Origin of the sequence: Paenarthrobacter sp. NPDC089322 (assembly GCF_040684895.1) — a bacterium.
GTDB lineage: Bacteria > Actinomycetota > Actinomycetes > Actinomycetales > Micrococcaceae > Arthrobacter.
The window spans coordinates 129,629-142,908 of sequence record NZ_JBFBGW010000006.1; the positions used below are offsets into that span (position 1 = coordinate 129,629).

Annotated in this window: 14 protein-coding genes; 12 read left to right on the top strand and 2 right to left on the bottom strand. The window is 64.6% G+C overall.

The window, feature by feature from the left end:
- Nucleotides 1–2 precede the first annotated feature (2 nt).
- Complete coding sequence (gene moaA / locus AB0N65_RS08945) at nt 3–1,130, bottom strand: GTP 3',8-cyclase MoaA (protein WP_364160243.1); 1,128 nt, start codon at nt 1,128–1,130, stop codon at nt 3–5.
- A gap of 171 nt (nt 1,131–1,301) precedes the next feature.
- Here moaA and AB0N65_RS08950 point away from each other — a divergent pair, with 171 nt between their 5' ends.
- Genes AB0N65_RS08950 through AB0N65_RS08990 form a run of 9 tightly spaced genes read left to right on the top strand, consistent with a single transcriptional unit; the run spans nt 1,302 to nt 8,904 of the window.
- Nucleotides 1,302–2,033, top strand: a complete 732-nt coding sequence (locus tag AB0N65_RS08950; RefSeq protein WP_364160388.1) for a response regulator transcription factor — start codon at nt 1,302–1,304, stop codon at nt 2,031–2,033.
- Complete coding sequence (locus tag AB0N65_RS08955) at nt 2,020–3,252, top strand: HAMP domain-containing sensor histidine kinase (RefSeq protein ID WP_364160245.1); 1,233 nt, start codon at nt 2,020–2,022, stop codon at nt 3,250–3,252. The genes AB0N65_RS08950 and AB0N65_RS08955 overlap by 14 nt, the downstream gene beginning before the upstream one ends.
- Nucleotides 3,249–4,799: a molybdopterin-dependent oxidoreductase gene (locus AB0N65_RS08960; protein WP_364160247.1), complete on the top strand. Its 1,551-nt coding sequence runs from the start codon at nt 3,249–3,251 to the stop codon at nt 4,797–4,799. The genes AB0N65_RS08955 and AB0N65_RS08960 overlap by 4 nt, the downstream gene beginning before the upstream one ends.
- Before the next feature lie 59 nt (nt 4,800–4,858).
- Nucleotides 4,859–6,091 (top strand): gephyrin-like molybdotransferase Glp, encoded by a 1,233-nt coding sequence (gene glp, locus AB0N65_RS08965; protein ID WP_364160249.1) that lies wholly within the window; start codon nt 4,859–4,861, stop codon nt 6,089–6,091.
- Nucleotides 6,079–6,648, top strand: coding sequence for a cyclic pyranopterin monophosphate synthase MoaC (gene moaC / locus AB0N65_RS08970; RefSeq protein ID WP_364160251.1), 570 nt, complete (start codon nt 6,079–6,081; stop codon nt 6,646–6,648). Before glp ends, moaC begins: the two co-directional genes overlap by 13 nt.
- Nucleotides 6,645–7,148: a MogA/MoaB family molybdenum cofactor biosynthesis protein gene (locus tag AB0N65_RS08975; RefSeq protein WP_364160253.1), complete on the top strand. Its 504-nt coding sequence runs from the start codon at nt 6,645–6,647 to the stop codon at nt 7,146–7,148. The genes moaC and AB0N65_RS08975 overlap by 4 nt, the downstream gene beginning before the upstream one ends.
- Nucleotides 7,138–7,593 carry a molybdenum cofactor biosynthesis protein MoaE gene (locus AB0N65_RS08980; protein ID WP_364160255.1) on the top strand — a complete coding sequence of 152 codons (456 nt, stop codon included), beginning with the start codon at nt 7,138–7,140 and terminating at the stop codon, nt 7,591–7,593. The genes AB0N65_RS08975 and AB0N65_RS08980 overlap by 11 nt, the downstream gene beginning before the upstream one ends.
- 60 nt (nt 7,594–7,653) lie before the next feature.
- Nucleotides 7,654–8,412 carry a 4-hydroxy-tetrahydrodipicolinate reductase gene (dapB, locus tag AB0N65_RS08985; RefSeq protein WP_364160257.1) on the top strand — a complete coding sequence of 253 codons (759 nt, stop codon included), beginning with the start codon at nt 7,654–7,656 and terminating at the stop codon, nt 8,410–8,412.
- 3 nt (nt 8,413–8,415) lie between these two features.
- A complete protein-coding gene (locus tag AB0N65_RS08990) occupies nt 8,416–8,904 on the top strand; it encodes a hypothetical protein (RefSeq protein WP_364160259.1) in 489 nt (162 codons plus the stop codon).
- On the opposite strand, the gene AB0N65_RS08995 is transcribed toward AB0N65_RS08990, so the two are convergent.
- On the bottom strand, nt 8,880–10,115 hold the full coding sequence (locus AB0N65_RS08995) for a heparan-alpha-glucosaminide N-acetyltransferase domain-containing protein (protein ID WP_364160261.1): 1,236 nt from the start codon (nt 10,113–10,115) through the stop codon (nt 8,880–8,882). The genes AB0N65_RS08990 and AB0N65_RS08995 overlap by 25 nt on opposite strands.
- A gap of 91 nt (nt 10,116–10,206) precedes the next feature.
- Here AB0N65_RS08995 and AB0N65_RS09000 point away from each other — a divergent pair, with 91 nt between their 5' ends.
- The 3 genes from AB0N65_RS09000 to AB0N65_RS09010 all read left to right on the top strand — a co-directional run bounded on the left by AB0N65_RS09000 (nt 10,207) and on the right by AB0N65_RS09010 (nt 13,227).
- The gene (locus AB0N65_RS09000; RefSeq protein WP_364160263.1) at nt 10,207–10,536 is read left to right on the top strand and encodes a hypothetical protein; all 330 of its coding nucleotides are present in this window, start codon (nt 10,207–10,209) and stop codon (nt 10,534–10,536) included.
- 61 nt (nt 10,537–10,597) lie between these two features.
- Nucleotides 10,598–11,509, top strand: coding sequence for a 4-hydroxy-tetrahydrodipicolinate synthase (gene dapA / locus AB0N65_RS09005; RefSeq protein ID WP_364160265.1), 912 nt, complete (start codon nt 10,598–10,600; stop codon nt 11,507–11,509).
- A gap of 26 nt (nt 11,510–11,535) precedes the next feature.
- Nucleotides 11,536–13,227, top strand: coding sequence for a ribonuclease J (locus AB0N65_RS09010; RefSeq protein ID WP_364160267.1), 1,692 nt, complete (start codon nt 11,536–11,538; stop codon nt 13,225–13,227).
- The last annotated feature ends 53 nt before the right edge of the window (nt 13,228–13,280 follow it).

Here is a 13,280-nt window from a genome sequence, read left to right on the forward strand (position 1 = left end):
ATTCAGCCTCCGATTGCGCTCATGCTGCGGTCCGGCTGCACGAAGTCCGCTGCGCCGAGGCCGGTGTGGTCCATGCCATGGGCTTTGGGTTTCACCCACATCGCGTCCTGCCAGCGTTCGGCCAGCTCGTCATCCGTGGCGCCGCTTCGCAGCAGCCCGAGGAGGTCGAACTCTTCGCGGGAGAACAGGCAGCTCATGATCTTTCCCTCGGCTGTGATCCGGGTGCGGCGGCAATCGGAACAGAACGGTTCCGTCACGGAAGCGATGATGCCGACTGTACCCAGGACCGGGCCTGACCCTTCACCGGAAGCCGGGTCCCGGCGTCGTACTTCAAACCGTTCGGCGGGCGCACCGTCACGTTCGCGGGGGTCAGGGCCCAGGACGAAATCCTGTGAAAGCAGTTGGCGGATCTCAGCGGCGGTAATCATGTTGCGGCGGGTCCAGCCGTGGTCCGCGTCGAGCGGCATCTGTTCGATGAACCGCAATTCGTAGCCGCGGTCCAGAGCCCACGCGAGAAGGCCCGGGGATTCGGCATCGTTGATGCCGCGCATCAGGACAGCGTTCAACTTGACGGGTCCGAGGCCCGCAGCCCAGGCGGCGTCGACACCGGCAAGGACCCGGTCAAGGAAAGGCCGGCGTGTAAGTTTTGCGAATGTTTCTTCGTGCAGGGAATCCAAGGAGACGTTGATGCGGGTCAGGCCCGCAGCCTTGAGCGCCGCCGCCTTCTTGTCCAGCCCAACGCCGTTGGTGGTCATGGAGACGGGGAGGTCCGGATGGTCGTGGCGGATTGCGGCAATGATGTCCACGAGGTCGGCGCGGACCAGGGGCTCACCACCGGTGAGGCGCAATTCCCGGACGCCGAGTGAGTTGACACCTACCCGGACGATGCGAACGATCTCGTCCTTGGTCATGACTGCTTGTTTGGAGAGCCACTCCAAGCCCTCCGCCGGCATGCAATAGGTACAGCGCAGATTGCATTTGTCCGTGAGGGACAAGCGCATGTCCGTAGCCCGCCGGCCGTAACGGTCCCACAGGCCCGCAGGCGTGCCAGCCGGGCGCGGCGGCGGAACCGGCGCGCTGCCCGCCGTACTGCCCGAAGGGGGCACAGGCATACCAAGCTGAACACTCATGAATTCAGGCTACGCCACCCCTGCCCAATCAGTGATATTGGCTACATTGCGTTCCAGCCACCGGACAGTTGCCCACCGCCGGACAGTTCTTACGGAATACGTACGCTTGCCCGGAAGACGCCCCGGGTGGATGCCCGTGGGGCGCGGCAAACCTATGCTGAAAGCGTGACCATGCAATCGGCATCACCAGCGGCAGAACCGGGAAACCGCCGTATCCTCCTCGTGGAGGACGAGCAGACCATCGCCGATGTTGTTCGTGACTACCTTCTGCAGGCCGGCTTCCAGGTGGATGTTGCCGGGGACGGCTTCACAGCGCTCAAGCTGGCTGCGACGCGCGGGCCGGACCTCGTGATCCTGGATCGCATGTTGCCCGGGTTGGACGGGGTGGAAGTGTGCCGGAGGCTACGCCAGAGCATGAGCGTGCCAGTCATCATGGTCACAGCCCTCGGGACTGAGGATGACCGGATCCTTGGCCTGGAGATGGGAGCTGATGACTACGTCACCAAGCCCTTTTCGCCGCGGGAACTGGTCCTCCGCGTCAAGTCCGTCCTGCGCCGAAGCGTCAAGGAGTTTGCCCCGGAACCGCGGGTGGAACTTGCCGGCTTCGACCTCGATCCCGCATCCCGCACGGTGACGCACAACGGAGGCCAACTGTCCCTGACCGTGCGTGAGTTCGACCTCCTGGCATTCCTGCTCCGCCGGCCCAACCAGGTGTTCAGCAGGGAAGACCTCATCAAAGCCGTGTGGGGGTGGGACTTTGGAGATCTTTCAACGGTGACGGTCCACGTTCGGCGGCTGCGCGAGAAGATCGAGGACAACCCCACAAAACCAGAGCTGATCAAGACGGTGTGGGGCGTCGGCTATCGCTTTGACTCGCAGGGGGACGGACATGCAGGGCACTGAGCTGGCCACGATCCTCGCGTGGGTGCTGTTGTGGGCTGTGGTGATCGGCGCCATCACCCTGTTTCTCCTGCGCTTGCTTCGCCGGGCTTCCGTGTTGGCCCAGATCTGCCTCGTCGTGGTTGCCACTGTTGCGGTGCTCGTAGCCGGAATGGTGAGCGCCTTCAACGCCATGTTCATCTCCGCCCGCGACCTTGAAGTCATGTGGTACATCCTGGCGATGGCATCGGCCGTGGCGGTGGCACTTTCGCTGATGCTGGGAGCCGGTGTCTCCCGGAACGCTGCCCGCTTGGTAGACGCCGCCCGCAGGCTCGGCCGGGGCGAAACCTTGGACGGCCGCGCGGTGGATGGGAAGCGGGCGGCTCCAGCCATGACCTCGGAACTGGCCGAACTCGCCAAGGAACTGGAAACAAGCAGCAGGAGCCTGGCAGAGTCGCGCGAGCGCGAAGCGGCCATCGAGACAGCGCGACGCGAGCTTGTGTCGTGGATTTCGCATGACCTGCGCACACCCTTGGCCAGTATGCGGGCCATGACGGAAGCCCTGGAGGACGGAATGGCTTCCGATGTGCCCGCGTACTACCGGAAGATCATCAGCCAGACCGAGCAGATGACGGCCATGGTGAACGACCTCCTCGAATTGTCAAAGATCCAGGCGGGCAGCCTGCGCCTGAGTGCCGAGCCCTTGGATCTTTATGACCTTGTCAGCGACGCGCTCTCCGATCTGTCCCCGCTCGCTGCGCGGCGCGGCATTACGCTCGACGGCGGCGGCGACCGCGAGTGCATGGCGGTAGCGGACGGGCCGAGCCTTGCCAGGGCCGTGCGGAACGTGCTCCTCAACGCGATCATCTACAGCAAACCCGATACCGATGTGCACGTCACGGTGGGGCGGGAGAACGGAACAGCCGTAATCGGTGTGCAGGATTGCTGCGGTGGCATCGCTGAGGAGGACCTTCCCCACCTCTTTGAAACGGGTTGGCAGAAGGATCCGTCGCGGGGCAGCAACTCCGCCCTCCAGGGACGGTACAGCGGGGCGGGCATCGGACTCAGCATGGTGTCCGGGATCGTCAGGGCCCATGGGGGAGCGGTGACGGTGGAAAACGTCGACGGCGGCTGCCGGTTTGCGCTGTCCCTCCCGGCCGGTGGGACTGCCGCCTGGGGAGGAACTGCTCCCGTCGGCGGGGCAGAAGAGTCGGCAGACAACCTCGAAGGAGGCCGGAAGTGACGAAATCGGTGCTGTGGTCAGCCACGGCCGGGCTGGCGGCCGGCACGGCCGGGATTATCGCGGGTGAGCTGACGGCCGCCTTCTTCAGCCCCCTCGTTTCGCCTGTTACCGCGCTGGGCGGTGCTGTGATCGACGCCGTTCCGCCGGCCGTGAAAGACCTCGCCATTCAACTCTTCGGAACAGCCGACAAGGTAGTCCTGGTAGCCTCCATCATTCTCGTGGCTACGATCCTGGCCGCCTTCGCGGGCATCCTGGAGCGCCGCCGAACCGGAACAGGGCTCGTGCTCGCCGGCCTGGCCGGTGCCGCCGGGCTGACGGCCGTCCTGACCCGTGCCCAAGCGACACCGCAGGCCGCCGTGGCTCCGGTGGTGGCCGCCGTCGTCACCATGCTGCTGCTGCGGACGCTCATCCGCCGGCTGGCGGCGTGGACGCCGCCGGAACCAGCAACTACGGAAGCCCCGACAACCCCAGCCGCGTCCTTTGCCCGGCGGCGCTTCCTCAACGCGTTGGCAGGCACCACACTGGCGGCGGCGGTAGCAGGGGCCGTCACCACCGTCCTCACCCGCGCGACCGCCGTAGCTTCAGGATTCCGCGGGTCCATGACGTTGCCCGATCCTGTGACCACGCCACAGCCCATTCCATCGGGTGCCTCGCTCGCGGTAGATGGAATCAGCCCCCTGGTAACCCCGAACGCGGACTTCTACCGCATCGATACGGCGCTGACGGTGCCGGCCATCGATCCACCCGCGTGGAAGCTGAAGGTCACGGGAATGGTGGAGCGGGAGGTTGAGATCGACTTTTCCACCCTCCTGTCCAAGCCGATGACTGAACGGCACGTCACCATCGCGTGCGTCTCCAACGAGGTGGGCGGCGACCTCATAGGCAACGCACTGTGGTTGGGGTGGCCCGTGCGCGAACTCCTTGCCCTGGCCGGCCCGAAACCCGGTGCGGACATGGTGCTGTCCACGAGCAACGACGGCTGGACCGCAAGCACGCCCTTGGAAGCACTCACGGACGACCGCGACGCCTTGCTGGCCGTCGGCATGAACGGCGAACCGCTGCCCTTGGAACACGGCTTCCCCGTCAGGATGATCGTGCCGGGCCTCTATGGATTCGTCTCAGCCACCAAATGGCTGACCGAACTGAAGGTCACCCGCTTTGCGGACGACGTCGCCTACTGGACTCCCAGGGGCTGGAGCGACCGCGGTCCGATCAAGACGCAGTCCCGCATCGACGTGCCGCGCAGCGGGCGCACACTGTCCGCAGGCCGCGTGCAATTCGGCGGTGTCGCCTGGGCGCAGCATCGCGGCGTGGGAAAAGTTGAACTCCGCGTCAATCGCGGCACTTGGCAGGAGGCCGTACTCGCACCGGGGATTTCCAAAGACACGTGGTACCAGTGGCAACTGGGCCTCGACCTCACGCCCGGCGACTACGAAGTGCAGGTCCGCGCAACGGACGCCACGGGCAAACCCCAGACCGAAGTACGCACGCATGTTGCCCCGGATGGCGCAACGGGCTACCACACCATCAACGTCAAGGTCGCTTGAGGCCCTACTCTGGGTAGGTCCGGATAATCCCCGGAAGCCGAGCGTGACCACACAGGAGGATGTCCGTGCCCAGATCCGTTGCTGCCCACCGTGCCGCCGTGGTGGAACTTCTAACCGGCGTGGCTGCGGCCAACGGCACCGAACACCTGCCGCTGCTGGATGCCCTCGGCAAGGCGCTCGCCGTCGACATCCATGCGCCGGTCTCCCTCCCGCCGTTCGCCAACTCGCAGATGGACGGCTTTGCCGTCTCCTCCGCGGAAATTCCCGACGGCGGCGCGGAGCTCAGGGTCGCCGCCCCGGTTCCCGCCGGTGCAGCTCCGGAACCGCTGAAGCCGGGGCATGCCGCACCCATCATGACCGGTGCCATGATTCCGGACGGCGCGGATGCTGTTGTCCCCATCGAGAGAGCCGTCCCCAACTCCTTTCCGCAGCCGGGCGCTGTGGACGCGGTAGTCGAACTGCCAGCCACAGAGCCGGGCACCTACGTACGGAATGCCGGCAGCGACATCGCAGCAGGGGCGCTGGCGTTGCCGGCCGGCACGTGCCTGGGCCCGGCGCAACTCGGTCTTTTGGCCGCGCTCGGCCTGACAACCGTTGAAGTGCGCAAGCCACTGCGCGTCCTGCTGGTCACCACGGGGGATGAAGTGGTGGAACCCGGCCGAGAGCTGGCTACCGGCAAGATCTACGACTCCAACAGCACGCTCCTGGAAGCCTCCATGCGCCAGGCAGGCCTTGAGGTGCTGCGCAGCGGTATTTCTGACGACGATCCTGCCGGCTTGCTCGCCGTTCTTCGCAACCACACCGGATCCGGCCAAGGGAATGACACCGCGGACCTGATCGTGACCACAGGCGGCGTGAGCAAGGGCGCCTACGAGGTTGTACGCCAGGCCCTGGCCCCGCACCACGTCGAGTTCGTGCCGGTGGCCATGCAGCCCGGTGGTCCGCAGGGCATAGGCAATTTTGAAGGGACCCCCTTCCTGGGCTTTCCAGGCAACCCGGTCAGCTGCCTCGTCTCCTTCGAGATGTTCCTTCGCCCCGCCCTGTCCCTGGTCCACGGAGCACCGGCGCTGCGGACGGTGCAGAAGGCCCGCCTTGTCGGTACCCTCACGTCGCCCGACGGCAAACACCAGGTCCGGCGAGGCACCGTCGGCATTGACGGCTCAGTCCGGTTGGAGGGCGGTGCAGGATCGCACCTGGTTCATGCCCTTGCACGCTCCAACGCCCTGGTGCAGATTCCCAGCCACGTCACGGAACTGCCGGAAGGCGCCGAAGTGGAAGTATGGATGTTGTGAACGAAACTCCTGCCGTACCCGACAGCCCCAGCGGCCTCACGCACCTCAGGCACGACGGCACCGCCCAAATGGTGGACGTCTCAGAGAAAGCGACCACTACGCGCGAGGCCACTGCCACGGCGACGGTGCACAGCACTGCCGAAGTGCTGGAACTCCTGGGCGCCGGGGAACTCCCCAAGGGGGACGCGCTCGCCGTCGCCCGTGTGGCCGGGATCATGGCGGCCAAGAAGACCCCCGAACTGATTCCGCTATGCCACCCGTTACCCATCTCCAAGGTCACCGTCGATTTTCAGCTTGGACGTGACTCGATAGGCGTTCTGGCAACCGTCAAGACCCGGGGAGTCACCGGCGTCGAAATGGAAGCACTGACAGCGGCTTCCGTGGCAGCCTTGAGTGTCTACGACATGATCAAGGCCGTGGACAAGCACGCAGTCCTGACTGACATCCGTGTGTTGGCAAAAAGCGGCGGCAAGAGCGGTAACTGGACCAGCGACGACTGGAAGACGGGAACCCCGCCACGCACCGGGACTGTGCCGCCGGAAGGCGGACGCGCATGAACGCCTGCGAACCCCACGGCCACGGTCCTCGGAAGGCGGGCGTCGTCATTGCCTCCACCCGGGCAGCGGCCGGAATCTATGCGGACGAAACCGGCCCGGTCATCCTGGATTGGCTCAGTGAGCACGGTTTCGATGCTTTTCCCACCATGGTGGTGCCGGACGGCGAGCCGGTCGGCGCGGCGTTGAGGGCGCTGCTCACGCAGCAGCCCGCCGTCGTCATCACCAGCGGCGGAACCGGACTCAGCCCCGATGACCGCACGCCCGAGATGACCCGCCCCCTTTTGGACCGCGAGATCCCCGGCATCATGGAAGGCATTCGCCGGGCAGGTGCTGCCAAGACACCCATGGCCATGCTGAGCCGTGGCCACGCAGGAACTGCGGGGAAGACGTTCATCATCAACCTCCCCGGCTCACCGAAGGGTGTCATGGACGGCCTCGCCGTCCTGGACCCGGTGATCGGGCACCTCTGCGAGCAATTGGAAGGAAGCCATGGGCACTGAAACAGACTTCGAGGTGGTGAGCGCTGTCCTCAGCGCCGAAGCCATCTCCGTGGACCAGGCCATCGCCGCGGTGGAATCGGACACCGCCGGCGCCGTCGTCAGCTTCAGCGGCGTCGTGCGGAACCATGACGGCGGGAAGGCAGTTGACCGGCTGAGCTACAGCGCCCATCCGACCGCCCACCGGATCATGTCCGATGTGGTGGCGCAACTGGTGGCGGAGCACACAGGCGAGGCTGCGCAGCCCGTCCGCATCTGGGCAGCACACCGGATCGGCACGCTGGAGATCGGTGACCCCGCACTTGTTTGCGCTGTTGCCGCTGCCCATCGAGGGCAGGCCTTCGCAGTCTGCTCGGAACTGGTGGACCGGATCAAAGCCCAGGTGCCGATCTGGAAGGAGCAGTTCTTCAGCGACGGCACCGTGGAGTGGGTCGGGGCCGGGGAGTAAGGGCACCGCGGGGGAGTAACGGTTCCTGCCCCAACGCGCCCCGGCGGTAGGGTTAAGGGCATGACCGAACAACTTGCCGTAGCAGTGCTGGGTGCCCACGGGCGCATGGGAATCGAAGCCGTCAAGGCGGTAGAAGCCGCCGACGATATGAAGCTCGTAGCCACCCTCGGTCGTGGCGATTCCTTGGAGACGCTGCTTGAGGCAGGTGCCCAATATGTTGTTGACCTCACGGTTCCGGACACCACGGAAACCAACGTCCGGTTCGCCGTCGAACACGGTATCCACGCGGTAGTCGGTACCACGGGATGGGATGCCCCGCGCCTTGAGGCCTTGCGTTCACTCTTGGAGCAAAAGCCGGATACCGGTGTCCTGATCGCCCCGAACTTTGCCTTGGGATCGGTCCTTGCATCTGCGTTCGCTGCGAAGGCTTCGCAGTACTTCGAATCCGTGGAAATCATCGAACTCCACCACCCAAACAAGGTTGATGCACCCTCCGGGACCGCGGTACGGACGGCTCAACTGATCGCTGAAGCACGGCAGGAAGCCGGGGTCCCTGCGAGTCCGGACGCGACGAAAACGTCCCTGGACGGAGCCCGTGGGTGCGACGTCGACGGTGTCCGCGTCCATAGCGTGCGCTTGCGTGGCCTTGTCGCCCACCAGGAGGTGCTGTTTGGCGGTGCGGGTGAGCAGTTGACCCTGCGCCATGATTCCTTCGACCGTGCGTCGTTCATGCCGGGCGTCTTGCTCGGCCTGCGCAAGGTAGCTGCCCACCCGGGGCTTACCGTTGGGCTCGACGGCTATTTGGACCTGGGGCTTTAGGCCATGGCCGGTATTTGGGATTCAATGAAGAAGAACCGCACCAAGATCTGGGTGGGGGCCATCACCCTGTTGCTGGTGCTGTATCTGGTGGTCTCGTTGCAGCGTTCCATCCTGCTCCTCGGCGACCCCAACCTCGTGGCCAAGGGCATCGGTGCGGCGTACTTGGTCCTGCCCGTCATTGGCGCCTGGGCACTCATTCGCGAGTTGCTGTTCGGCGCCCGCACTGAGCAGATGGCCAAGGTCCTTGAAGCCGAGGGCGGGCTGCCGGTGGATAACCTTCCGCGAACCCCGGGCGGCCGCATTGTCCGTGCCGCGGCGGACGCGGAATTTGAAAAGTACCGTGCAGAGGCAGAGGCCGCTCCTGACGATTGGCGTTCCTGGTTCAGGCTTAGTTGTGCGTACGACGCTTCCGGGGACCGCAAGCGCGCACGCGCATCCATGCGCGACGCCGTGAAGCTGTTCCGCGCTCAACCGACGGCCGCGGGGCGGTAACTGCCCAGGCCCGCGGCCTGATGTGCGAGCCATTCGAGCGGACCACGCCGTCGGAGGAGCGCAAAGCACACGCCGATGCCTACCGCGATGAGGGCCTGGGTCCAGTATATTCCTTCCGGCGTCCACCCTGCGGGCAGTGGCCGGTTATGGAACCCGGACACTACCCAGACGTGCACCGAGTAAAGGGTGAGCGTCATGGCACCTGGTCCGCTGAGGAGGATCAAGAAGTTGACCTTGCTTCGTTCGGCCAAAGCTCCGAGCACGAGGAAGGCGCCGACGACTGCGGCCGCCACGCCACCGGTGTGCAACAGGTCAAGGGTGGTGCCCGCATGCGGTGCCGCCGACGCCAACCACCACCACGAGTCCACCTGCTGTAGCCCGGTGACGTTGACCTGCAACATGCTCTCCAGCGGATAACCCCGCGTCCCTGGGAGTGCTTCGAGGACGGCGCGGCCTCCCCACGCTTCCATGGCCAGCGTTCCCGTGATTTTGGCCAGGGCGGCCACCACGATTCCGCAGGTGACAAGCAGCAGGTGCACCGTCGTGGTGGTGAGCGCCATCCGTCCGATGGCCAATCCCACCAGCAAGTACGCGATCCATTGGAACACCGGGTAGTACCCGGTGAAGAAGAGGTCGGAGAGGAGGCGGCCGGGCGTTTCGAAGTGTTCGCTGTTCGGGTTGTGTCCCAGGACCAGGGGAGGCGTGGCGTCCAGCAGTCCAGGCCTGATGAGGTAGGCCAGGAATGGTGCTGCCACAATCCAGCCAAGCGCCCAGAAGCACAAAGCCTTGAGCCGCAGACCGAGGAACGGCAGGATGCACAGGAACAGGACGGCGTAGTGGACCAGGATGACGGCGATGTTCACGTCAAGCCCTCCGAGCGTCAGCCCGACGACGGCGATCACCAGGGCCCGCATGGCCACGCCGCCTCGGGCCGCCCAAAGCTCCATGCCGTGGCGGGGATGCTGCTTGCCCGTGCTGAGCGCCAGGCCAATGCCGGCCAGAACGGCGAACAGGGCTGCCGACCGTCCCGAGAAAGTCAGTCCCACCCAGGTCGGTTCCCAATCGGGGGAGGGCCCGAACGTCGGCATCAAGTGGGTTGCCATCATTCCCAGCAAAGCCACACCCCGGGCGGCGTCGATGCCCGAGAGGCGGGGTGGCAGCGTGCGCTCCCCGGGGACCTCACGGGCAGGCGCGGTCTCACGCGGCGTCATGGTGCGATCGTCTCACAGGCCGCTGTGAAGGCGCTGTAAAAGTGCGGGCCCCAACCTTGCCTTCGAATATATGTTCGAATACCATGACTGCATGAACGATGTCCCGAAGTTGCCGGAAGGCCTCCATGGGCCTATGAAGGCCATGAGCCCCGGCGTGGTCGATTTCCTGTTCAGGCAGCTTGTAGCCGGTGAGCCACCGGAAGATGTTCAATGGCGCCGGGAGGGCACGGTTCTGGCCGAGCAGGCACCGGGTGCCGAGCTTGCCCGCCGCTTGGCTGAAACGGACCTTGAAGCACTCACGCCGCTGGAACTGTTTGAATACGTCCGGGCTTCCCAGCGGCTGGTCGCGTGGGCCGAGCATCTCAAGGAACGGGCCGTGGCGCACTACTGTTCGGACGGTGCTGCGCGGACGCCCCACTGATGACGACCATCACGGCCGGAATATTCCCGTAACGAGGCTGTGACAAGGTAACGTTTTTCCTATGTCTGACTCCCGCGCGCATTCCCCTGCCCTTGGCACCCTGCTGACCGCCATGGTCACTCCGTTCACCGAGGACGGCAAGGTCGATTACGACCAAGCCGCGGCGTTGGCCGAGAAGCTCGTTGAGGACGGCTGCGACGGACTCGTCGTGACGGGCACCACCGGAGAAACGTCGACGCTGACGGACGAAGAAAACCTGGGCATGTTCCGGGCGGTCAAGGAAGCCGTAGGTGGCAAGGCGGCCATCATCGCCGGCACAGGCACCAACGACACCGCGCACTCCGTGCACCTGTCACAGCGCGCGGCCCAGTTGGGGGTCGACGGTCTCTTGATCGTCACCCCGTACTATAACAAGCCCAGCCAGGCCGGCGTCCGGGCCCATTTCGAGACGATTGCCTCCGCGACGGACCTGCCCGTCATGCTCTATGACATCCCGGGCCGCTCCTCGATTCAGATTGCCCCGGAAACCATGATCGCGCTGGCGCAGCATCGGAACATCGTCGCAGTCAAGGATGCCAAGGCAGACTTCGCCGCTGCTACCCGCGTCATGGCGGAAACGGACCTCGTCTTCTATTCCGGTGACGACGGCCTCACGCTGCAGTGGATGGCACTCGGAGCCGTTGGCCTTGTGGGCGTCACTACCCACGTCGCCACCCGCCGTTTCCGCGAGCTCATTGACGCCGTCAATGCCAGCGACCTCGCAACAGCCAGGGCGATCAACTTTGAACTCGAACCCGTGGTACGTGCAACCATGACCCGGGTGCAGGGCGCAGTAGCCGCCAAGCAGATTCTCAAGTGGCAGGGAGTCCTGCCCAACTCGGTTGTCCGTTTGCCTCTCGTGGAGCCGGACGAAGCCGAGATTCAATCGATCCGCGGGGATTTGGCGGAAGCTGGAATGGACTTCAACGTCTAGGACAGGCCGCCGGAAAGAAGCTGAATATGACCCAAACCGCCCTTCCTGGATTGGTTACTCCGCCGCCGCTGCCGAAAGGCACGCTGCGGATTGTTCCGCTCGGTGGGCTGGGGGAGATTGGCCGCAACATGGCGGTCTTCGAAATCGACGGCAAGTTGCTGGTAGTTGACTGCGGGGTACTTTTTCCCGAGGAAACCCAGCCTGGCGTCGATTTGATCCTGCCTGACTTCTCGTACATCGAGGATCGCCTGGACGACGTCGTCGGCGTTGTGCTGACCCACGGCCACGAGGACCACATCGGAGCCGTTCCCTACCTGCTGCGCCTGAAGGCCGACATCCCGTTGATCGGTTCACAGCTGACTTTGGCGCTGGTGGAAGCGAAACTCCAGGAACACCGGATCAAGCCCTACACGTTGACTGTGTCGGAGGGCCAGGTTGAGCAGTTCGGACCCTTTGAATGCGAGTTCGTGGCCGTCAACCATTCCATACCTGACGCCTTGGCCGTCTTCATCCGTACCGAGGGCGGCACCGTCCTCCACACGGGTGATTTCAAGATGGACCAGTTGCCGTTGGATGGACGTATCACCGACCTTCGGCACTTTGCGCGGCTGGGCGAAGAGGGTGTGGACCTCTTCATGGCTGACTCCACCAATGCCGACGTCCCCGGTTTCACCACGGCCGAGAAGGAGATCGGGCCCACGCTCGACCACCTGTTTGGCCAGGCGAAGAAGCGCATCATCGTCGCTTCCTTTTCGTCCCACGTCCACCGCGTCCAGCAGGTTTTGGACGCTGCTGCCAAGCATGGCCGCAACGTGGCATTCGTCGGTCGGTCCATGGTGCGCAATATGGCCATCGCGGCCAAGCTGGGGTACCTCGATGTGCCGCCGGGCATCCTTGTTGACATCAAGAACATCGACGACCTCCCCGACAACCGCGTGGTGCTCATGTCCACAGGCTCCCAGGGAGAGCCCATGGCTGCACTGTCCCGCATGGCGAACGGCGACCACCGGGTGGTTGTCGGCACCGGAGATACGGTCATCCTGGCCTCGAGCCTCATCCCTGGCAATGAGAACGCAGTGTTCCGGATCATCAACGGCCTGCTCAAGCTGGGTGCGGACGTGATCCACAAGGGAACGGCCAAGGTCCACGTTTCCGGGCACGCGGCGGCAGGGGAACTGCTCTACTGCTACAACATCCTTGAGCCACTGAATGCCATGCCCGTGCACGGCGAAACCCGGCACCTCATTGCCAATGGGAACATTGCGGAGGAATCGGGTGTCCCGTCCGAGGGCATCATCCTCAGTGACAACGGCACTGTGATCGACTTGCGGGACCACAAGGCAAACATCGTAGGCCAGGTCGAGGTCGGATTCGTTTACGTCGACGGGTCCAGCGTGGGTGAAATCACCGACGCCGACCTCAAGGATCGCCGCATCCTGGGCGACGAAGGCTTCATCTCGGTGATCACCGTGATCAACCGGACCACAGGCAAGATTGTCTCGGGACCGGAGATCCATGCCCGGGGTGTGGCAGAGGACGATTCCGTTTTCGATGAGATCATCCCCAAGATCAACGCCGCGCTGGAGGAAGCTGTGCTGAATCACACAGACCACACCAACCACCAGTTGCAACAGGTTGTCCGCAGGGTCATCGGCACGTGGGTCAACCGAAAGCTGCGTCGACGCCCCATGATCATTCCGGTGGTCCTGGAGGCTTAGCCGATCAACAACATGCATCCCAAGGGGGCCTGAAATCCGCGGATTTCGGGCCC